At 62.3% G+C, this 20,485-nt stretch carries 18 protein-coding genes; 8 read left to right on the top strand and 10 right to left on the bottom strand.

The annotated features are described in order from the left end of the window. Positions 1-49: 49 nt before the first annotated feature. From dcm to V0U35_RS02125, 3 genes are read left to right on the top strand one after another with little or no spacing between them, the layout of a single operon-like run. Positions 50-1,267 (top strand): DNA (cytosine-5-)-methyltransferase, encoded by a 1,218-nt coding sequence (gene dcm / locus V0U35_RS02135; protein ID WP_330195000.1) that lies wholly within the window; start codon positions 50-52, stop codon positions 1,265-1,267. 32 nt (positions 1,268-1,299) lie between these two features. Beyond that, positions 1,300-1,761 (top strand): very short patch repair endonuclease, encoded by a 462-nt coding sequence (locus V0U35_RS02130; protein ID WP_330194999.1) that lies wholly within the window; start codon positions 1,300-1,302, stop codon positions 1,759-1,761. Further along, positions 1,758-2,990: a type II restriction endonuclease gene (locus V0U35_RS02125; protein WP_330194998.1), complete on the top strand. Its 1,233-nt coding sequence runs from the start codon at positions 1,758-1,760 to the stop codon at positions 2,988-2,990. Before V0U35_RS02130 ends, V0U35_RS02125 begins: the two co-directional genes overlap by 4 nt. On the opposite strand, the gene V0U35_RS02120 is transcribed toward V0U35_RS02125, so the two are convergent. Next, a complete protein-coding gene (locus V0U35_RS02120) occupies positions 2,952-4,187 on the bottom strand; it encodes an acyltransferase family protein (protein WP_330194997.1) in 1,236 nt (411 codons plus the stop codon). The two genes, V0U35_RS02125 and V0U35_RS02120, sit on opposite strands and share 39 nt — an antisense overlap. Before the next feature lie 162 nt (positions 4,188-4,349). On the opposite strand from V0U35_RS02120, the gene V0U35_RS02115 reads away from it, so the two are divergent. The 3 genes from V0U35_RS02115 (at position 4,350) to V0U35_RS02105 (ending at position 6,418) form a co-directional block, all read left to right on the top strand. Then, positions 4,350-5,204: a LytTR family DNA-binding domain-containing protein gene (locus tag V0U35_RS02115; RefSeq protein ID WP_330194996.1), complete on the top strand. Its 855-nt coding sequence runs from the start codon at positions 4,350-4,352 to the stop codon at positions 5,202-5,204. Between the two features lie 140 nt (positions 5,205-5,344). Then, entirely contained in the window at positions 5,345-5,521 is a 177-nt protein-coding gene (locus tag V0U35_RS02110; RefSeq protein WP_330194995.1) for a hypothetical protein, read from the top strand. Continuing rightward, positions 5,522-6,418 (top strand): hypothetical protein, encoded by an 897-nt coding sequence (locus V0U35_RS02105; protein WP_330194994.1) that lies wholly within the window; start codon positions 5,522-5,524, stop codon positions 6,416-6,418. 53 nt (positions 6,419-6,471) lie between these two features. On the opposite strand, the gene V0U35_RS02100 is transcribed toward V0U35_RS02105, so the two are convergent. From V0U35_RS02100 to rbfA, 5 genes are all read right to left on the bottom strand, one after another. Further along, a complete protein-coding gene (locus V0U35_RS02100) occupies positions 6,472-8,925 on the bottom strand; it encodes a prolyl oligopeptidase family serine peptidase (RefSeq protein WP_330194993.1) in 2,454 nt (817 codons plus the stop codon). A 157-nt stretch (positions 8,926-9,082) separates the two neighbouring features. Beyond that, the gene (pnp, locus tag V0U35_RS02095; RefSeq protein WP_330194992.1) at positions 9,083-11,221 is read right to left on the bottom strand and encodes a polyribonucleotide nucleotidyltransferase; all 2,139 of its coding nucleotides are present in this window, start codon (positions 11,219-11,221) and stop codon (positions 9,083-9,085) included. Between the two features lie 43 nt (positions 11,222-11,264). Then, positions 11,265-11,534, bottom strand: a complete 270-nt coding sequence (gene rpsO, locus V0U35_RS02090; RefSeq protein WP_330194991.1) for a 30S ribosomal protein S15 — start codon at positions 11,532-11,534, stop codon at positions 11,265-11,267. A gap of 32 nt (positions 11,535-11,566) precedes the next feature. Next, positions 11,567-12,535: a tRNA pseudouridine(55) synthase TruB gene (gene truB, locus V0U35_RS02085; protein WP_330194990.1), complete on the bottom strand. Its 969-nt coding sequence runs from the start codon at positions 12,533-12,535 to the stop codon at positions 11,567-11,569. Continuing rightward, on the bottom strand, positions 12,535-12,957 hold the full coding sequence (gene rbfA / locus V0U35_RS02080; RefSeq protein ID WP_330194989.1) for a 30S ribosome-binding factor RbfA: 423 nt from the start codon (positions 12,955-12,957) through the stop codon (positions 12,535-12,537). The genes truB and rbfA overlap by 1 nt, the downstream gene beginning before the upstream one ends. Before the next feature lie 215 nt (positions 12,958-13,172). Between rbfA and V0U35_RS02075 the strand changes: the two genes are divergently transcribed. Together V0U35_RS02075 and V0U35_RS02070 are read left to right on the top strand one after the other, a co-directional pair. Then, the gene (locus V0U35_RS02075; protein ID WP_330194988.1) at positions 13,173-13,676 is read left to right on the top strand and encodes a nuclear transport factor 2 family protein; all 504 of its coding nucleotides are present in this window, start codon (positions 13,173-13,175) and stop codon (positions 13,674-13,676) included. 2 nt (positions 13,677-13,678) lie between these two features. Beyond that, positions 13,679-14,701, top strand: coding sequence for a 2OG-Fe(II) oxygenase (locus tag V0U35_RS02070; protein WP_330194987.1), 1,023 nt, complete (start codon positions 13,679-13,681; stop codon positions 14,699-14,701). A 192-nt stretch (positions 14,702-14,893) separates the two neighbouring features. Here V0U35_RS02070 and infB read toward each other — a convergent pair whose 3' ends face one another. From infB to rimP, 4 genes are all read right to left on the bottom strand, one after another. Next, on the bottom strand, positions 14,894-17,449 hold the full coding sequence (gene infB, locus V0U35_RS02065) for a translation initiation factor IF-2 (protein WP_330194986.1): 2,556 nt from the start codon (positions 17,447-17,449) through the stop codon (positions 14,894-14,896). 130 nt (positions 17,450-17,579) lie between these two features. Next, positions 17,580-18,233, bottom strand: a complete 654-nt coding sequence (locus V0U35_RS02060; protein ID WP_330194985.1) for an RNA-binding protein — start codon at positions 18,231-18,233, stop codon at positions 17,580-17,582. Then, entirely contained in the window at positions 18,196-19,926 is a 1,731-nt protein-coding gene (nusA, locus tag V0U35_RS02055; RefSeq protein WP_330194984.1) for a transcription termination factor NusA, read from the bottom strand. The genes V0U35_RS02060 and nusA overlap by 38 nt, the downstream gene beginning before the upstream one ends. Continuing rightward, positions 19,923-20,462, bottom strand: a complete 540-nt coding sequence (gene rimP, locus V0U35_RS02050; protein ID WP_330194983.1) for a ribosome maturation factor RimP — start codon at positions 20,460-20,462, stop codon at positions 19,923-19,925. The genes nusA and rimP overlap by 4 nt, the downstream gene beginning before the upstream one ends. Between the last annotated feature and the right edge of the window lie 23 nt (positions 20,463-20,485).

Here is a 20,485-nt window from a genome sequence, read left to right as displayed (position 1 = left end):
TGTCGCGAATCATCCCAGTTTCGTGAACTCGATCTGCTTGAGGGGCATCATGACCGAATTCATCACGTTAATGGACCGGGCCGGATTGTCCCGCGAGGACGCAGCCAAGACACTGGATGTCTGCGACCGAACGATTCTTCGCTATCTGAACAAGAAGGCCGAGCCATCCAGGCTTGCTATCGAGAAACTTGAGACTCTCGCAGCAGCACGCAGATCCATTCCTGCTGTTCACTCACCGGACTTTCGGTTTATCGACCTGTTTGCCGGAATTGGCGGACTGCGGCTGGGATTTGAAGCGATAAACGGAAAATGCGTCTTCACCAGCGAATGGGACAAGCATTCCCAGCGAACATATGCAGCGAACTTTTATGACGGCAAGGGTCATCAATCGGTCGGGGACATTCGCCCCTACGGCGAAGATCCTTCAAAAATTCCCGCCCACGATGTGCTTCTTGCGGGATTTCCCTGTCAGCCATTCTCGCTGGCAGGTGTATCAAAAAAGAATGCGCTCGGCAGGCCTCATGGTTTCGAGGATGAAACCCAAGGCACGCTGTTTTTTGATGTCGCCCGCATCATAAAGCATCACCAACCAGCCGCTTTCCTTCTGGAAAACGTCAAGAATCTCCAGAGCCACGACCGGGGGAAAACTTTCGCGGTCATCATGAGAACGCTGACGGAGGAGTTAGGCTATCACGTTGAATACAAGGTCGTAAGCGCCACGCCGTGGGTACCCCAGAAGAGGGAACGGATATTCCTTGTCGGCTTCAGGGATAGCAGGAAATTCAAATTTGATGGCTTTGAAAAGCAGGTTCCGGATGCGCAGTGTCACCCGGTTCTTGGCGACATTCTCCAGTCCCACAATGAAATTGGCCAGAAATACACGTTGACGGAAAATCTCTGGGACTACCTGCAGGCCTATCGTGCCAAGCACGAGGGCAAAGGCAACGGCTTTGGCTATAGCCTTTTTGGACCCGATGATGTCGCACGAACCTTGTCGGCGCGATACCACAAGGATGGTTCGGAAATCCTGATTGACCAGCCCCACGGTCCGAGACCGCGGCGGCTGACACCAACCGAATGCGCTCGCTTGATGGGTTTCGAGCATGGCGGTCGCAAGTGGACGATTCCGGTCTCAGATACACAGGCTTACCGGCAGTTTGGGAATGCTGTCGTGGTGCCGGCGGTTGAAGCCATCGCCCGCCATATGGAGCAGCAGTTGCGAGAAGACCTCGGTCTACCGGAGCGCCCCTTGTCCGAAGCCGCCTGATACGGTGTTGTCTCCGTTGAGGAGACACCAGCTTGACCGATATTGTCAGCGCCAAGGTTCGCAGCCGGATGATGTCCGGCATTCGCGGCAAGGACACTAAACCGGAAATGATTGTCCGGCGGGGCCTTCATGCACGCGGCTTCCGATTTCGGTTGCACGACAAACGACTGCCTGGGAAACCGGATCTCGTTCTTCCAAAATACCGAACTGTTATCTTCGTTCACGGTTGCTTCTGGCACCGTCACGATTGCAAATACTTCAAATGGCCTGCCACCCGACCGGAATTCTGGCACAACAAAATACGTGGAAATGTCGAACGGGACAAAAAACACATTAAAGAACTTGATGCCTTGGGGTGGCAGGTTTTGTTTGTATGGGAGTGTGAGCTTAAATCGAAATCTCCTAATGACATCAGCGGAAAGCTGGATTTGTTGGCTCAGGAAGTGACGCGTCACAGATTATCCGGCATAACAAGACCGGGGGAGCAGGCTTGACACAATCTTTGGCCGAATATTTTCAGGGCGCAGCAGCCAAGGAATTGACTTTGGTGGATTGCATCAGCCCGGCTTCAAATCAACATGAAGTGACCGGAAGCAAAGTGCTCATCGGCCTTCTTGACTCGCGACTTCGTAAAAAAACCGGCGCAACAGGCGATGAACGCTTTGTTGCCACTTACCTTTACCTGTCGGAAGACGACAATCTGCTTTCGGCCGAGGGCTATTTGTCTTGGTACGATACCCGCGAAAACAAGCCCCATAGAAGCGCGGAATGGCGGCTGTACTACCAGAAAAACGAAATCACCAAGCGAATGAAACCTGGTGACCGCTTGTTCGTGCTGCGCCGGAATCAAGATCGTCTAGTTTTCTTTGTGTGCCACCAAGAAAATGACGTACTAGCAGCGCTCGAATTTGTTTTTGGAATTACAAGCGAACAGACTGACAGCTTTTCATCCCGTCAGCTTGAGCCGGGAACAGCCGCCTCCATTGGCTACCTTGGGTTGGAGATTCTTGACCTGTTGGGAATCCCGTTCAGGTCGACGGGGGAATTCGACCCTGCCGCTATCGTCGCTGGCTTCAAGGGAAAATTCCCAGACACACGTACGTTCTCCGAATTGGCTCGAAATACACTTCCGGAAATTGATCCGCGCGATGATCCGGATTTTGCCTTGATGTCATGGATAGACCGTGAGGAGCTTCTGTTCCGAGAGCTTGAGCGCGAGATAGTCGCCAAGCGAATAAGAGAAGGATTTTATACTGGAGACGGGAAAATAGATGTCGACGGATTTCTAGGCTTTTCCCTTTCGGCGCATAACCGACGCAAATCTCGCGCCGGGTACGCGTTGATGAACCATTTTTCCAAAATTCTTGATGCTCACGAAATTACCTATGATGCGGAAGCTACTACTGAAAAGAAACACGCTGCCGACTTCTTGTTTCCTGGTGAAGATGCTTACCGTGACGCCCATTTCCCAGCGGAAAAGTTAAATATGTTGGCAACAAAGACGACCTGCAAAGACAGGTGGCGGCAGGTCCTGGCGGAAGCCGACCGTATCCAGCGGAAGCACCTGTTAACGTTGCAGCCTGGCATTTCGGTCGGTCAGACGAACGAAATGCTCGAAAAAGGGCTCCATCTCGTCATACCGATGCCAATTCAACCGTCTTATCGGCCAGAGCAAGTCGGCAACTTATTGTCGCTGAGGGATTTTGTTTCGCTTGTACGCTAATTGCCTGCCCCCCACCTTCAAACCAAACACCGGCCTCAGCCACGCGACCCGGCGGATGAGCTCGAAGCCGATCATGCAGCCCGCGAGCGTCACGCTCACCAGCACGAGGAATTGTGTCCACACGCCCCAGCCCGCCTGGGCGATGTAATATCCGGCCGCGACGGTGATCGTCTGGTGCAGGATGTAAAACGGGAAAATCGCTTCGGTGAGATAGCGCCGTGCCGACCCGTCGCGACTGAGGAATCGCTGGGCCAGGCCCAACAAGGTCAGGATCACCGCCCAAGCGTAGACGATGCGGCCCAGTCGTACCGCCCAGAGGAGGGCTTCCTGTCCCTCCCAGTCGGCACCGGGCCGCGCCACCGCCCAGGCATAGACCAGCCCGTAGAACACCGCATAGACGAGCGCCAGCGACAGAGCCCGACGGACCCCGCCCCAGAAGGCCGGGCTTTTTGCCGCCCAGAACCCGATCAGCAAAATGGTCAGCCGGTGGGCGTGATTGGCCCAATCGTCGATGAGGGCATGCGTCGTCGGGAAAACCGGGTCGAGCCAGAGCCGGTAGGCGATGAAGGGCAGAACCGGCAGGACGAGCAGCAGGACCGGGCCGAAGCGCGAACTCCAGAGCCCCCCGACAAACCGCCCCAACCCACTCTCTCCCAGCGCGCGAAGCCCCGGAATGAACGGCGCGAGCAGAAGCGAATAGACGAGGAGATAGACGACATACCAGAGATGGTTCCAGGTCGGTGTTATGAGGCCGTGCAGCACATTCGGGCGGAGATAGTCTCCATAGAAGGCGAGGAAATCCGGGCCAATCGCGCCCGCCTGCCGCAGCTCAAACCAGGTCTGGGGCATGACGAGGACCACCATGCCAAAGACAATGACCGGTGCGATGCGCACGAAGCGGTCTCGCGCCATCGCGGCCGAGCCGATCTTGTCGGCGAGAAATCTCAGTGCCACGCCGGAAATGAAGAAGAGCAGAGCCAGACGCCACGGATTGACCAGACGCATCAGCAATTCCGGCCCTTCATTGGCGTCCGGGCTTTTCACATGCCAGCCCCATGTCACGAAGAACATGCCGACATGATAGAAAATGAGGATGGCGAAGGCCGCGATCCGCAGCCAATCGAGATCGTGGCGGCGGGTGAAGACGGCATTGGGTCCCGGTTGCGGCATCTCGGCCATGACAGTCTTTCTTTTCATCCAGGCAGCTGACCCTTCCCTAACGGCCCATACCCGCGCGTCGAGCGCCCGGGTCCGGAGGCCGGACCGGCGGGGCGGATCGCTGTACCAACGGGACGAGCGGCGGCGGTGCGGGATGAAAACCGGTTTGCGTCAACCGGGCCGCACGGCACACTGGCACCCATGACCGGCACGTCCTCGACCGCTCTGACCGCCGACCGTGAGGCGGACCGCCGCGCCCTTCTTCGCGCCGGTCTGCTCTGCGCCGCCGTCATCGTCGTGGTCTATATCGTCAATTCCCTGTCGGTCGGGACCGAGATCGTCCGCTCCGGTGATGATCAGCCCGGCCACTACAGCTGGGTACTGGAAGGCACCGCGGTGACCGCGATGCTGATCCTCGTCCCGCCCGTCCTCTGGCTCGGTATGGCGTTTCCGTTCGAGCGCGGCCGCTGGCGCACCGCGCTCGCCGTCCACCTCGCCGCCGTCCTCGTCTATGGCGCACTGCAGGTCGCGCTGATGTCGGGCTTCCGCGCGCTCGTCTGGCCCCCGATTTTCGACCGGCCCTTCGGCTATGGCGACACGCTCTGGGGGACATTCGTCTATGAATTCCGCAAACAGGCGGCGGCCTATCTCGGCTTCCAGCTTATCCTCTCGACCAGCCGAACCATGGAACGCTTGCGCCTGGAAGCCCGCGCCGCCCGCCAGGACGCCCGCGCCGAACAGCGCATCACGCTGAAATGCGGCGGGCGGACGATTTTCGCCGAGGCCGCGGATTTCCGCGTCGCGCGGGCTGCGGGGAATTACGTTGAGGCCAGTTTCGGCACGCGCGAGCACCTCGCCCGTATGACGCTCGCCGAACTGGAAACCCTGCTTCGGGAGGCCGGAATCGACGCGGTGCGCGTCCACCGCTCCTGGCTGGTCAATCGCGCGGCCATCACAGAAATCACCCCGACCGGCGAAGGCGATGTCACGATCACGCTCACCGGAGGCGATGAGGTCCCCGGCTCACGGCGCTATCGGGCGGGGCTGGAAGATTAACCGGGCCGGCCTGCGCCGCTACTGCATTTATCCGGCAATATTCGAACAATTTCAGTCTATAAGCGTTTCTTCACTTATTCCGGCCTTGACTCTTCACAATCAGGCCGAAATGGGCATATGATTCGCTTGGGAGACAGGGTATGTCACGCTACGAGCATGAAAGACTCGAGCGGTTTCTGGCCGCCGCTGACGACGATATTTATCTCGTCAACGCAGCGATCGAGCTTGCATTCAGGCGGTTGGGTCGCCCGCCCTCAACAAGCGAGGTAATCGAGGTGATCCGGGAACTCAAACCCGATCACGTCGATGCTGCCTGAATGAATATCAGCCTAGCGCTGATCCTGCTTCTGGCTTTCAGCCTTCCCGCTTTTATCCAAATTTATGTTTTTCAATATTTTTCAAGAATTCGCCGTCCACTGGAGCCCAACCCAGCACTGTCCATATCAACCCTGATTCTGGGTGCGGTATTTATCCATTCTTTGATGTTTATAGGGATCGAGACATTTCGGTCGGGGAATCTGAACGAACTTTCAAACTTCTTTCTGGAGCGGCTTATCAACAACGGCTCGCCGGACCGCTATCAAACCCAGTATGTTCGCCCCGCGGAGTTCACAGGCGACCTGATCCAATACACATTGCTCTCGCTGGTCGCCGCCTCAATTTTCGGTCTCACTTTTGCTCGGCTGGCGGCCTACGGCGTCAAGCCGTTCGATCTGATTGGCCGCCTCTACTACGGAGGCCTCTATGCCGTTTTTCGCGGCTTTCTGAGCCGGAATGTTTTTGTTTCTATTGTATCCAGCAAGGAAATCGACGGTAAGACAATTATTTACAATGGAACACTCGAAGAGCTGAAATTAAAGGGAAATGGGGAAATCGAGTATGTAACGATCTCGATCCCCCGGAAATCGACTATTCAATACATGGACGATCAAAAGAATACACGCGCCTTGCCGGACCGAGCGATTGGAGCGAAAGCAGACCCCAACAATCCTGGCCAACCTATTATTCAGCGTGGCCGCCTGATGGTCGAAGGTGGAGAAATTTCAAATATTTATTTCACCAAGCAAGATTTCCGCAAAACGCTTGAATCGGCTTTGCTCACAGCCCTGCGTCCCTATCTCAACTCCGACCGGTACATAATCGAACGTGTGTTGCTGATGACGGCCACTGCCATTGCGGCCCTCCTATCGCTCGTCATTATTGTCCACCCTTGAAAAAGCCCCGGTGTTTCCACCGGGGCTTTCCGTCTAGCGAGACGCCAGATGCGCTACTCCATCGCTGCGCCAGGCTCTGCGTCATCTTCAGGGCCCATCGGGTTCTCCTCCGGCATGACGTAGCGGTCGAGCCAGTCGAAGCTTTCAGCGAGCACGTGCAGCACGCTTTCCCGCCCGCGATAGCCATGGCTTTCGTAAGGCAGCATGACGAGGCGGACCGTGCCGGCATTGCCCTTCACCGCGGCGAACATGCGTTCGGACTGGATCGGATAGGTGCCCGAATTATTGTCCATCGCCCCGTGGATCATCAGCATCGGCTCGTTGATCTGATCGGCATGCATGAAGGGCGAGAGATTGTAATAGACCTCCGGCGCTTCCCAGTAAGTCCGCCGTTCCGCCTGGAAGCCGAAGGGCGTCAGCGTCCGGTTATAGGCCCCCGACCGGGCGATACCCGCGCGGAAAAGATCGGAGTGCGCGAGCAGGTTCGCCGTCATGAACGCGCCATAGGAATGGCCCGCGACCGCGACACGCTCGCCATCGCCAAAGCCCCGGTTAACGCTTTCCGCGACGATGGCTTCGGCGGACATCACCAGCTGGTCGATGAAGGTGTCATTGACCGTTTCCGGGTCGGACCCGACGATCGGCATGGTCGCATCTTCCATCAGGGCATAGCCCTGGGTCAGGAAGAAGCGCGGGCTGGTCCCGGCAATGCGCGAGAATTCGTACGGGCTGCCGCGCACCTGTCCGGCTGTGGCCGCGTCATTGTATTCCAGCGGATAGGCCCAGACGACGACCGGAACCTGGTCGCCCTCTTCGTAGCCCACCGGCAGATAGACGGTGGAGGACAGCATGACGCCATCCTCACGCTCGAAGGTGATCAGCTCGCGCTGGATGTCATTGAGCTGCGGGTGCGGATTGGCGAAATCGGTGAGCTGGGTCCAGTCGCCATCCCGGTGCAGGCGGACATTCGGTGGTGTCACCGGGTCTTCCCAGCTCGTCAGGAAAGCCGAACCATCGAGCTCGACCAAGCCAATGACCGATTCCAGATTCTCACCGGAGTTGCGCCACAGCTCTTGCGTTTCGAACGTTTCGAAACTGACCCGGTTCAGGAAGGGGCGGTTGCCCTCCGGCGTCGCGCCTTCACCGGTCATGTACATATAGCCGTCCGGCACCGCGACGACCGAGCGTCCGAATTCATTGCGCGTCGTCTCCGGCGACCCCGGATTGGCATAGCTGTCCTGCAAGTTGCGTTCCTCGGCGAGGCGCGGCGCAACCGACGGATCAGCGAAATCAACCAGCCACCGGCGGATGACGCGCGTGTCGCGGTCATATTCCACGGCAAATCCGGTCTGCCCGACCTCGGTGAATTGTGTGCCATAATAGCGGTCCTCGGTACGCAGGATTTCCACCGGTTCTTCGGTGAAGGGAGCTTCCTGCGCCCAGACACTGTCGCGCTGGTCGGTTTCGACGCGGGGATCGCCACCATCGAGCGCTTCGGCCCAGGTGAGGCGCGCCGGGTGCGAGGCCTGCCAGGAGATGCTGCGTCGGCCGCGGATCACACCGCCGATCGGGACGTAGTCAGCCACCGGCTGGCGGGCGATGGTCGCGACCTCCTCGCCGTCAAGATCGAGCACATAGGTCCGGTCCGGGAAGGACGACCACGGCACGTCATAGGAGAAAGGCTGCTCCATCGCGCCGACGAGGATGTACGCGCCATTCGGCGACGGGTCCGAGGAATAGATGAAGTCCGGCGCGCCGATCATCTCGGCATTACCCGTATCGGTATCGACCAGCGCCAGCTGGCTCGTCGCCAGCCAGGCAAAGAGGGCGGCGTCATCGGGATCGGCCAGCAGGTCCTGATAGGTGCGGACCTGGGCTTCGATGCCCGAGGCTTCCTGTGTCACCGGGCCAACCGGTACGCGCGGGCGTTCCGGCATTTCGCCGCGGCTCTCCGGTGTCAGATGGACCAGCAGGCGTTCGCCATCGGGCATCCACGAGACCGCAGAGAAGACCGCATTGATGCCCGACGGGATCAGCTCGCGCGCCGATCCGGTTTCCAGGTCAGCGACCCAGAGGCCGAGCGCGTCATCGCGCGACAGGATGAAGGCGACGGAATTGCCGTCGGGCGACCAGGTCGTGCCCGAAATGCCGGTATCGGCAGGCAGGGTGATGGCGCGCTCCTCGCCGGTCGCGAGATCAATGACGCTGAGCCCGACGACCGAACGCGGCCCGTGCCGGCCATTGGTCGTCGCATCCAGGCGCAGCCCGGCGAGGCGCTCCATCGGGCGCGCCAGTTCGGACACGGGCGGCAGGGCCTCGCGATGCAACAGCAACAGCAGGTCCCGGTTCGGCGACAGCGAGGTAAAGGGCGAGAGCGGCGCATCAACAATATCGACGACATCCTGTGGCGGAAGCCGGTAGGCGTCCTGCGCGTGGGCCGTCGCGGCCACCCCCAAACACAAGCCGGCCAGCGCCAGCGTGATCCCGAACCCGTTGCGTCTGCGCATGGCCGCGCCTCCCTAAATTCAATCTGGAAGGCAAGATAGGGCGGTATTGGCCGCGTAACATTAAAAAGCGGACATCTGGCGAGTGATTATCGGCAACGAAAAAGCCCCGGTGTTTCCACCGGGGCTTGATCATTCAGGTCTGGAACGGACGTGAGGATTATTCCTCTTCCTCGTTCCCGCCCTTGTTCTCGAGGTCGTCGCCGGTTTCCTGGTCGACGACTTTCATCGACAGGCGAACCTTGCCGCGATCGTCGAAGCCGAGGAGTTTCACCCAGACTTCCTGACCTTCGGAGACGACGTCGGAGGGGTGGTTGACCCGTTCGGTCTTCAGCTGGGAGACGTGCACCAGCCCGTCCTTCGGTCCGAAGAAATTCACGAACGCGCCAAAGTCCATCACCTTGACGACCTTGCCCTTGTAGATCTTGCCCGCTTCCGGTTCCGCAGTCAGGCCGTGGATCCAGTCGATGGCGGCCTTGATCGAGGCGGCGTCGGACGAGGCGACCTTGATGACGCCGTCATCATTGACATTCACCTTCGCACCGGTGGTTTCCACGATCTCGCGGATCACCTTGCCGCCGGTGCCGATCACGTCGCGGATCTTGTCGGTCGGGATGGTGATCGTCTCGATGCGCGGTGCGAACTCGCCCACTTCGTTGCGGGCCGTGTCCAGCGCCTTGGCCATTTCAGCCAGGATGTGCATACGGCCGCCCTTGGCCTGGTCGAGCGCGGTCTGCATGATCTCGCGATTGATGCCCGCGATCTTGATGTCCATCTGCAGCGAAGTGACACCCATTTCGGTGCCGGCCACCTTGAAGTCCATGTCGCCGAGGTGGTCCTCGTCACCGAGAATGTCGGAGAGAACCGCCACGCCGTCCGGGTCCTTGATGAGGCCCATCGCGATGCCGGAAACCGGGCGCGTGATCGGCACGCCCGCATCCATCAGCGCCAGCGAGGAACCGCACACGGTTGCCATCGAGGACGAACCGTTGGACTCGGTGATTTCAGACACCAGCCGCACCGTGTAGGGGAAGTCCTCTGCGCTCGGCAGGACGGCCTGCATCGCGCGCCAGGCGAGCTTGCCGTGACCGATTTCCCGGCGGCCCGGGGCAAGACGGAAACTCGTCTCACCGACCGAGTAGGGCGGGAAGTTGTAGTGGAGCATGAAGCGCTCCTTGTAGGTGCCGGTCAGGGCGTCGATGAACTGCTCGTCCTCGGCGGTCCCCAGCGTGGTCACGACCAGCGCCTGGGTTTCACCGCGGGTGAACAGGGCCGAACCGTGCGTGCGCGGCAGGATGCCGGCTTCCGATACGATCGGGCGGACCTGGTCGAGCGACCGGCCATCGATCCGCTTGCCGGTCTTGATGATGCCGCCGCGAACGATGGAGGCTTCCACCGTTTTCAGCACATCCTTCAGGACCAGGACGTCGATGCCGTCCGGGCGGTCTTCGGACTGGCCCAGCTCGGCAACGGCCTTTTCCTTCGCCGCGCCAATGGCGGTATAACGCTCGCCCTTGTCGGTGATGGTGTAGGCCGCCTCGAGGTCGGCACCGACCAGCTTGCGGACCTTGTCCTCGATGTCGGAATGGTCTTCCGGCTGGAAGTCCCACGGCTCTTTCGCCGCCTTTTCCGCCAGGCGGATAATGGCGTCGATGACCGGCTGGAACTGCTCGTGGCCGAACATGACCGCGCCGAGCATGATGTCTTCGGAGAGCTCCTTGGCTTCCGATTCCACCATCATCACCGCGTCGCCGGTACCGGCGACAACGAGGTCCAGCTCGGACTCCGCGATCTCGTCGCAGGCCGGGTTCAGGATGTATTCGCCGTCCTTGTAACCGACGCGCGCGCCGCCGATCGGGCCCATGAAGGGCAGACCGGACAGGGTGAGCGCGGCGGAGGCACCGATCATCGCCACGATGTCCGGATCATTCTCCAGATCGTGGGACAGAACGGTCGCCATCACCTGGACGTCGTTCTTGAAGCCCTTGGGGAAAAGCGGACGGATCGGACGGTCGATGAGACGCGAGGTCAGCGTCTCCTTTTCCGTCGGACGGCCTTCGCGCTTGAAGAAGCCGCCGGGGATCTTGCCCGCAGCGAAATACTTCTCCTGGTAATTGACCGTCAGCGGGAAGAAGTCGGTTCCCGGCTTGACCGTCTTCACGCCGACCGCCGTGGCCAGCACCGTGGTGTCGCCGTAGGAGACAAAAACGGCCGCATCGGCCTGGCGGGCGATGCGCCCGGTTTCGAGCGTCAGCGTACGCCCGCCCCATTCAAGTGTTTCAGTGTGTTTTTCGAACATATCGTGCGTCTTTACTTCCGTCGGTTTCGGGCAGGCGGTCTGTCTAGCGGCGCAGGCCGAGCTTCTCGATCAGGGCCTGGTAACGGCCTTCATCCTTGGCTTTGAGATAGTCGAGCAGCCGGCGGCGCTGGGACACCATTTTCAGGAGCCCGCGACGGGAGTGATTGTCCTTCTTGTGTGTCTTGAAATGCTCCGTGAGGTTGGAAATGCGCTCACTCAGGATCGCAACCTGCACCTCGGGGGAGCCCGTATCGCCCTCTTTCTGGGCGTGTTCTTTCACGAGCGCGGTCTTGCGCTCTTGCGTTACCGACATCGGATTTCCTTTCCATTCGTCCGCGTGCAGTTTCAGGCGGACCTGTCGTTCATCAGATTGAAGACACGCACCGGTTCAAACCGGCCGGCGCGGGCTTCGCCAATGGCCGCCGCCGTCTCCCCGCACATCGCGAGCGCCAACCGCGAACCGTCCTTGCCGGCGATGTCACGGGGGCGTCTCTTGTCGCGCAATTCCTGCGCTTGACGCGGAAGGAGGACGATCGGGCGTCCCTGCCTCAGACTCTGGGCCTCATCCTCGGTCACGGCCAGCGCCGGGATGTCGTCCAGCGCGGTCTCGACCGGGTGAAGCCCGTCCGAAGCGCGGCCCTTATGGGCCATTTCCGTCAATTCGTCCAGCGTTACGGCATTGGACGCCGCGAACGGTCCGACCGCGACCCGGCGCAGCGCCGCGACATGGCCTTCCGTGCCCAGTTTTGCGGCCAGATCGCGCGCGATGGCCCGCACATAAGTGCCCTTGCCGCAATGCAATTCCAGAACAGCGAGATCGGGCGAAGGCGCGTCGAGGAGTTTCAGCCCGTGCACCGTCACCGGCCGGGCCACCATCTCCACCTCTTCCCCGGCACGGGCAAGGTCATAGGCGCGCGCGCCATCAATGCGGATCGCGGAGAATTTTGGCGGGATCTGCGCGATATCACCGATGAAATCCGGCAAGGCCGCTGCGATGGCGTCCCGCGTCGGGCGCACGTCGCTTTGCGCGATCACCTCGCCTTCGGCATCGAGTGTGTCGGTGCTCTCGCCCCACTGGATGGTGAAGCGGTAGGTCTTCGCCCCGTCCTGGGCAAACGGCACGGTCTTGGTTGCTTCCCCCAGCGCGATGGGCAGAACCCCGCTCGCCAGCGGGTCGAGCGTGCCGGCATGGCCGGCCTTCTTCGCGTCAAACAGCCGCCGGACGGCACCAACGGCCTGGGTCGAGGTCATGCCGAGCGGCTTGTCGAGGATCACCCAGCCATGAATGTCCTGGCCCTTCTTGCGCCGGGCCATCAGTCCTCACCATCCGTGTCATCGTCGTCATGGCGCAAATCGCGCGCGACTTCCGGGCGCGCCAGGATGGCGTCGATCCGGCTGGCCGCATCGAACCGGTCGTCGGCATGAAAGCGCAGCTCGGGCGTAAATTTCATGTCGATGGCCTGACCCAGCCGGCCGCGCAGGAAGCTTGCACCGCGATTGAGCGCCCGGATCTGGCCTTCACGGTCCTCCCCGCCCATCGGCGCGACATAGACTTTTGCCGATTTGAGATCCGGCGAGGGACGCACTTCGGTCACGGTAATGATCACCCCGTCGAGCGCCGGATCGCGCAACGGGCCGCGCTGCAGGATGTCAACGAGCGCATGACGGATCAGCTCGCCCGCGCGCAGCTGACGCTGGCTCGGCATCTTTGGGGGAGTTTGCTTGTGGCGGGCCATTTTGAGCCTCTTCCTGGTTGGGTGCGTTCCGGCGGGCGGGAGTTGAACCCGTAGCCGCCGGTCAAGGCGCGCGGGTGTACGCCCATAACCGCCCCGGTTCAAGGGCGGCGGCTTTCTCCTTCATGACCCGCCTGTCAGCTTTCTCTCCAAATCGTCATTGGGCTTCTGCCCCGCGATTGTGAATTCTTCCCGGCGTCCAACCGGGAAGGATTCCAATGATCCGGTCTTCGCTGGCCATTCTGGCCACCATGGTCTTGAGCGTCACCGCATTCGCACAGGATACCGATGCCGATGCGGACGCAGCCAATCGGGCCATTGTCGACGCCTACATGGCGGCCTATTCGGCAGCCGACTTCGACGCCATGGAACCCTACATGGCCGAGGACGTCCTGTTCGCCGACCCCACGGCCACCGGCCAGGGCGAGACCGGCCTCCTCCATCACAGCCGCGACGGGATCATGGCTGCGCTTCGCCAGTTCGACGCGCAATACAACCCGATCGCGCTCAATTTCGAGTGGGACACCGTCTTCGAGAGCAATGATCGCTATGTCTTCATTGGGACGGTGAATGCGACCTATCCGGTCGACCAGGAAGGCATGGTCTTCCGCTGGTCGGCACCGCAAACGACCGTCATCCATCTCCGCGACGGTCTCGTCGTCGAACAATATGACTTTGCCGACTATGAGGGAGCTGAGCAGGGCCTCGTCCCTGCCGAATAGGCATGACCGGCAACGCCGCCGCTCTGATCGACGCCGCACTCGCGCACGATGCCCGGGGCGACGCCGGGGCGGCGGTCGCGGCCCTCGACGAAGCGGTTGCGTCCGGCGATCCGTCGGCCCGCATTCAGGCCGCCCTCTGGACACTCTACGGAGCCAATTATCCGCGCGACGAGACCGCCGCGTTCAGAGCAATCGATACGCTGGCGGCAGACGGCGAGCGCCGGGCGATGCGGCTCGGCGCGGTCATGCGTGCCTTTGGACTGGGTTGCCGGCGGGACTGGGCGGGTGCGCTCGATGGCATGACACGGGCGGCAGAGCAGGGCGATCCGTTCGCCCGCGCGGACCTTTCCCTCCTCGATGGGGCCAACGCCTATGGCGACGATCCCGCCCTGTGGCAGCCCCCGAGAGCCGATCTGTTTCTCCAGAAACCGCGTGTGGAGATTTTCCGCGCGGTCATCCCGGCACAATGGTGCCTGCATGTCCTGCAATCGGCCCGGCCCTTTATGGCCGGGGCCCATGTGAAGGATGCCCGCACCGGAGCCCGGACCGCCGACCCGATGCGCACCAATTCGGTCGCTATCGTTGAATTGTGGGATTGCAGCCTCATTCACTATGCCATTGCCGCACGCGTGGCGCGGGCCTGCCGCTGCCCGGTGGACCGCATCGAGCCACCCAAAATCCTGCGCTACCAGGCGGGCGAGACCTATCGCGACCATTTCGACTTCATCGACCCGGACGTACCGGCCTTTGCCGCCGAGTTGCGCGCCCGTGGCCAGCGCACGAAGACACCGCTCATCTATCTCAATGACAGCTATGTCGGCGGCGAGACGGCGTTCTTGAAGTCCGGCACAGCCTTTCGGGGCCGGACCGGCGACCTCCTGGTGCTGCGCAATACCCGCGCCGGGGACAAGCCGGACCGTGACAGCCTCCATGCCGGCCTGCCGCCTACCCAAGGCGAGAAGTGGGTGTGGTCAAGCCGTGTTAGAACGCGCCCCCAGCTCGCCCGGCTCTGGCGGGAGTTTTGACGGGGCTGCTTCCCTCGCCCCTTTTTGAAGGGGAGAGGGTGGCGCGTAGCGCCGGGTGAGGGGTTGGTGAAAGGCTCGCGCCAAGTCCGGCCTGACCCCCTCGCCTCAATCCCCTCCCCCAAGGGGGGAGGAAGAAAAAGGGCGGCTCCACTGGAGCCGCCCTTTGAAGGATATCGATGACCGCGAAAGCCGCTACAGCTTGCGTTCGACCTCGGTGATCTCGAAGCACTCGATGAGATCGCCCTTCTGGATGTCTTCGTAGCTCTCGAAGGCCATGCCGCACTCGGTGCCGGCACGAACCTCGGGAACCTCGTCCTTGAAGCGTTTGAGCGTCTTCAGCTTGCCTTCGTGGATGACGGTGTCGTCGCGCAGCAGGCGCACGCCCGATCCGCGCTTCACGACGCCTTCGGTCACGCGGCAGCCGGCAACCTTGCCGACCTTGGTGATGTTGAAGACTTCGAGGATTTCCGCATAGCCGATGAAGGTCTCGCGCTGTTCGGGCGACAGCATGCCTTCGAGCGCCGCCTTGATGTCATCAAGCACGTTGTAGATGATCGAGTAATAGCGGATCTCCACGCCTTCGGCCTCGGCGAGTTCGCGGGCCTGCTTGTTGGCGCGGACGTTGAAGGCGATGACCGGGGCTTTCGAGGCCTTGGCCAGCATCACGTCGCTTTCGTTGACCCCGCCCGGTGCCGCATGGATGGCGCGGGCGTGGACTTCCTCGTTGCCGAGTTTTTCCAGCGACTGGGCGATGGCTTCGGCCGAACCCTGCACGTCTGCCTTGATGACGACATGGATTTCCTGCTGCTCGCTCTGCTGCAGGCGGGCCATCATCTGTTCGAGCGACGCACCGCCACCGCTGCCGGTCGCCGCCTGGCGTTTCTGGCGCTGGCGGTAGTCGGCGATCTCGCGGGCACGGGCTTCGTTTTCAACGACAGCGAAAAGTTCGCCCGGCTCGGGCGCGCCATCCAGGCCGAGAATCTCGGCCGGTTGTGACGGGCCGATTTCCTTGAGCTGCTGGCCGCGCTCGTCGATCAGCGCGCGCACCCGGCCCCACTGGGCACCGGCCACGACGATGTCGCCACGCTTCAGCGTGCCGCGCTTGACCAGAACCGTGGCCACAGACCCGCGACCCTGCTCGACCTGGGATTCGACCACCACGCCGTCGCCCGGACGGTCGGGATTGGCCTTCAGTTCGAGAAGTTCGGCCTGCAGCGTGATCGCCTCGGTCAGGTTGTCCAGACCGGTTTTCTTCAGCGCGGAGACCTCGATCGCCTGCACGTCACCGCTCATCTGTTCGACGACGATTTCGTGTTGCAGGAGGTCCTGAAGCACCTTGTTCGGATTGGCGTCCGGCTTGTCCATCTTGTTGACGGCCACGATGATCGGAGCCCCTGACGCCTTGGCGTGCTTGATGGCTTCGACCGTCTGCGGCATGACGCCGTCATCGGCGGCCACGACCAGGATGACGATATCGGTCGCCTGCGCGCCGCGGGCCCGCATCGCGGAGAAGGCGGCGTGGCCCGGCGTGTCGAGGAAGGTGATCTTCTCGCCCGACTTCAGATTGACCTGATACGCACCGATATGCTGCGTGATGCCGCCGGCTTCGCCCGCGACCACATCGGTGGCGCGCAGGGCGTCAAGCAGCGACGTCTTGCCGTGATCGACATGGCCCATGACCGTTACGACCGGCGGACGCGGCTTCTTGGTGTCTTCCGGATCGTCCTCGGCGATGAAGCCGGTTTCGACATCGGATTCCGAAACCCGTTTCACCACGTGGCCAAAATCGGAGACGATGAGTTCGGCGGTATCCTGATCAAGCACGTCGTTCACGCGGACCATCTGGCCCTGCTTCATCAGGTATTTGACGACATCGGCAGCCCGTTCGGCCATCCGTGCGGCCAGGTCCTGAACCGTGATCGCTTCGGGCAGCACGACTTCGCGCGTGATCTTCTCGCGCTCGCCGCCGCCCTGCTGGCGGCGTTGCTTTTCGCGTTCGCGCGCGCGGCGCACCGAGGCGAGCGAGCGCTGGCGGCCCTCATCGCCTTCCAGCACGTTCTGGATGGTCAGTTTGCCGGACCGGCGGCGGTCGGAACCCTTCTGGCGGGCAACCGCCGGCGTGCCACGGCCCGGACCGGCCGCGCCCTTGCGCTTGACCCGTCCGCCCATTTCTTCCAGCGCGCTCTCCGCATCGTCGCTGCGGTCGCGGTCCTTGTCCTTGGCCTTGGCCGGGTCCTTGCGCGCCGGGGCGGCGTCGCCATCCTCGGCCATCGCGGCCTGGGCGGCAGCCGCTTCGGCAGCGGCGGCGGCCTCGGCGGCCTCGCGCTCCTTGCGGATTTCCTCTTCGGCCTCGCGCTTCTTCAGCTCTTCAAGCTTGCGCTTGTCGGCTTCGGCGCGCTCGCTGCGGGCTTCTTCGGCCTTCTGGCGCTCGGCAGCGCGTTCGGCGGCCTCGGCGCGCGCACGCTGGATCGCCCGCTGGCGGGAGATCAATTCCTCTTCGGACAGGCCCAGTTCACGGGCCTTGGCGGCCAGCGGGGATTCCTTCGCCTGCTTGGCGGTCGGCACCGTTGTCTTGGCCCCTTGCGCGGCGGCGTCCTTCGGGCTGACGGCGCGCTTGCGCTTCTTTTCAACCACGACGGATTTCGACCGGCCGCGCGAGAAGCTTTGCTGCACGGTTCCAGACCCTCCGCGGAGGGTCAGCGGGCGTCGGCCACCCGGTCCAGAATTACGTTCGTCGGCGTCGCTCATGCGAACCTTTCACTTGCGGCGTTTCATCATCTCGCGGAAGCGATCCGGCCGCCGCCGGCCTGATCTTCCCGCATCTCTCATTCCCGTCCGGGCGTGAAGGTCCGCTAAACTAGCCGCCTTCAGGCCGGATTCAACCGTTCTCATGCGCTTCGCGCGCCGGATCGACCGCCCGGAAGCCCGAAAGCCGTCCCATGACGGCGTCGAAAGCCCCGGACTGCGCCCCGCCCGAAAGCGCGGCATGGACCAGCGCGTCGCGCCCCGTGGCCTGCCCCAGCTCGGCTGCGGTAAAGCAGCCGGCGACCGGGATATCACCCCAGGCGGCGTAGGCGAGGCGGTCGAGTTTCTCCCGCCCGTCCCGCGCCCCGTCGCTGGCTTCGATCCGCCACACCGGCCGGGCCGATTTCAGCGCGATCTTCACCGCATCAAACCCCGCCGCCAGCGTTCCGGCGCGGCGCGCCAGCCCCAGAAGCGACAGCGCCCGCGTCACCAGCAAGGCCTCGACCTGTCCGGCCAGATCGTCCGGGGTTTTCACGCCGCGTTTCGCGCTGCGGGAAAATCCCCCGGTCTTGACCGCCCGGGCCACGCTCGCCCTGTCGGCGCTGACCCAGATCCCCCGGCCCGGCAATTTCGCCGCCAGATCGGGAACCACCAGGCCGTCCGGCGAGATCGCGAACCGGATCAGCTCGGCTTCCGGCCTGGTTTCACCGGTCGCCGCGCAGCGCCGCTCGCGGGTGTTCGCGCGCGGATCAGCCAGCCTTGTCCTCCCCGTCCTCGTCAGCCGCATCCGGCTCGGCATCCAGATCGACACCCAGCGCCGCGGCTTCGGCTTCCAGCGCGTCGAGATCCATGCCGGCGAATTCGTCGTCCGCATCGCCTTCGTCGCCGCTGTCTTCTTCGGCCTCGGCTTCGGGCTGCGGCAGGTCGTCCTCGGAAATCCAGCCCGCGGCGACGCGCGCACGCAGGATCAGCATTTCCGCGTCTTCGGCCGACACCTCGAACCCGTCGAGAATGCCCGGCTCACGCACGCGCTCGCCATTCTTGGTCTCGAACCAGCCGCGCAGATCGTCCGGCGTCAGCCCGGCCAGGTCGTCGACCGTCTTGACGTCGTTCTCGCCAAAGGCGACCGCCATCTGCAGGTCGACACCCTCGACGTCGAGCAAGGCGTCTTCCACGCCCAGCTCGGTGCGTTTCGCGTCGCGCTCGGCGGCGATCTTGTCGAGATGGTCCTTGGCGCGGGCCTGGATTTCGACGGCGGTATCGTCGTCGAAGCCCTCGATCACGGCAATCTCACCCAGGTCAACATAGGCGATTTCTTCCACGTCGGTGAAGCCTTCGGTCGCCAGCAGCTGGGCGATGACCTCGTCGACATCGAGCGCGGACATGAAGAGCTCGGTACGCTCGGCGAACTCTTTCTGGCGGCGTTCGGATTCCTCGACCTCGGTCAGGATGTCGATGGACCAGCCGGTCAGTTGCGACGCGAGGCGCACATTCTGGCCGCGGCGGCCGATGGCCAGCGACAGCTGGTCGTCGGGCACCACGACTTCAATCCGCGAATTGTCCTCGTCGAGCACGACCTTGGCGACTTCGGCCGGTTGCAGCGCGTTGACGATGAAGGTCGCCGGATCGGGCGACCACGGAATGATGTCGATCTTCTCGCCGGCGAGTTCGGAGACGACCGCCTGGACCCGGCTGCCGCGCATACCCACGCAGGCTCCAACCGGATCGATCGAGCTGTCATTGGAGATGACGGCGATTTTCGCCCGGCTGCCCGGATCGCGGGCCACGGACGGAATCTCGATAATGCCTTCGTAGACTTCCGGCACTTCCTGGGAAAACAGGGCGGCCATGAAATCCGGGTGTGCGCGCGACAGGAAGATCTGCGGGCCGCGGACCTCCTCGCGCACATCATAAATATAGGCGCGCACACGCTCGCCGTTCTGAAGGTTTTCGCGCGGAATGCCGTCATTGCGGCGGATCACGCCTTCAGCACGGCCCAGGTCGATGATCGCATTGCCGTATTCGACACGCTTGACGATGCCGTTGACGATCTCGCCGATGCGATCCTTGTATTCTTCGTACTGGCGGGCGCGCTCGGCTTCGCGGACTTTCTGGGTGATCACCTGTTTGGCGGTCAGCGAGGCGACGCGGCCGAACTCGATCGGCGGCAGGGCATCGGTAAAGACCGTGCCAAGTTCGGCGGCCTTGTCGATCTTTTTCGCATCGGCCAGCGACATCTGCTGGCTGTCATTCTCGACTTCCTCGACCACCGTCATGCAACGGGTCAGGGCCAGCTCGCCCGTCTTCGGGTCGATCTTTGCGCGGATGTCGTGCTCTGCGCCATAGCGCGAGCGGGCCGCCTTCTCGATGGCTTCCTCGATCGCCTCAATGACGATGTTTTCGTCAATCGACTTCTCGTGGGCCACCGCGCGCGCGATGGCCAGCATTTCGGTCTTGTTAGCGCTGACGCCGATATTCATGGCGTTGACGAGCTCCCTTGTTCATCCGGCGCGCCCTCGCGCGCCTGCAAATCCGCTTTCATCAACTCGTCGGTCATGACGAGCTTGGCGTCCGCGATCCAGGAAAACGGGATGAGCGCGGTCTCATCCTCGCCTTTGATGTTGAGCAGGACATCGTCCTTCTCCAGACCGGCGAGCACGCCGGTGAAACGCTTGCGGCCCTCGACCAGGCGGTCGAGTTCCAACTTGGCGGTAAATCCCGCCCAGCGCTCGAAATGCGCCGGTGCGGTCAACGGCCGGTCGATGCCGGGCGAGGAGACTTCGAGGTCATACTCACCCGCAATCGGGTCCTCGGCCTCCAGCACTTCAGAAAGGCCGCGCGACAGGGCGGCGCAATCATCCACGCTCATCGTCCCGTCGGGCCGCTCGGCCATGATCTGCGCGCGCATGCGCTTTCCGCCCATGACCCGAATGCGCACAATCTCGAAGCCCAGCCGGTCCGCAACCGGTCCGGCCAGCGCCATCAGGCGGTCATCGAGGGGGGTCTTCGTGCGCAAGGCGGGCCTGGCTCCGGGAATAA

The sequence above is a fragment of the Hyphobacterium marinum genome (genome assembly GCF_036330325.1).
GTDB classification, from domain to species: domain Bacteria; phylum Pseudomonadota; class Alphaproteobacteria; order Caulobacterales; family Maricaulaceae; genus Hyphobacterium; species Hyphobacterium marinum.
This window is presented reverse-complemented; position numbering and strand designations above follow the sequence as displayed.

Coding starts and splice junctions, on each gene's coding strand:
- dcm (WP_330195000.1), top strand. CDS start 50: ATGACCGAATTCATCACGTTAATGGACCGGGCCGGATTGTCCCGCGAG.
- V0U35_RS02120 (WP_330194997.1), bottom strand. CDS start 4,187: ATGAAAAGAAAGACTGTCATGGCCGAGATGCCGCAACCGGGACCCAAT.
- V0U35_RS02115 (WP_330194996.1), top strand. CDS start 4,350: ATGACCGGCACGTCCTCGACCGCTCTGACCGCCGACCGTGAGGCGGAC.
- V0U35_RS02110 (WP_330194995.1), top strand. CDS start 5,345: ATGTCACGCTACGAGCATGAAAGACTCGAGCGGTTTCTGGCCGCCGCT.
- V0U35_RS02105 (WP_330194994.1), top strand. CDS start 5,522: ATGAATATCAGCCTAGCGCTGATCCTGCTTCTGGCTTTCAGCCTTCCC.
- V0U35_RS02100 (WP_330194993.1), bottom strand. CDS start 8,925: ATGCGCAGACGCAACGGGTTCGGGATCACGCTGGCGCTGGCCGGCTTG.
- pnp (WP_330194992.1), bottom strand. CDS start 11,221: ATGTTCGAAAAACACACTGAAACACTTGAATGGGGCGGGCGTACGCTG.
- rpsO (WP_330194991.1), bottom strand. CDS start 11,534: ATGTCGGTAACGCAAGAGCGCAAGACCGCGCTCGTGAAAGAACACGCC.
- truB (WP_330194990.1), bottom strand. CDS start 12,535: ATGGCCCGGCGCAAGAAGGGCCAGGACATTCATGGCTGGGTGATCCTC.
- rbfA (WP_330194989.1), bottom strand. CDS start 12,957: ATGGCCCGCCACAAGCAAACTCCCCCAAAGATGCCGAGCCAGCGTCAG.
- V0U35_RS02075 (WP_330194988.1), top strand. CDS start 13,173: ATGATCCGGTCTTCGCTGGCCATTCTGGCCACCATGGTCTTGAGCGTC.
- V0U35_RS02070 (WP_330194987.1), top strand. CDS start 13,679: ATGACCGGCAACGCCGCCGCTCTGATCGACGCCGCACTCGCGCACGAT.
- infB (WP_330194986.1), bottom strand. CDS start 17,449: ATGAGCGACGCCGACGAACGTAATTCTGGACCGGGTGGCCGACGCCCG.
- V0U35_RS02060 (WP_330194985.1), bottom strand. CDS start 18,233: ATGCGGCTGACGAGGACGGGGAGGACAAGGCTGGCTGATCCGCGCGCG.
- nusA (WP_330194984.1), bottom strand. CDS start 19,926: ATGAATATCGGCGTCAGCGCTAACAAGACCGAAATGCTGGCCATCGCG.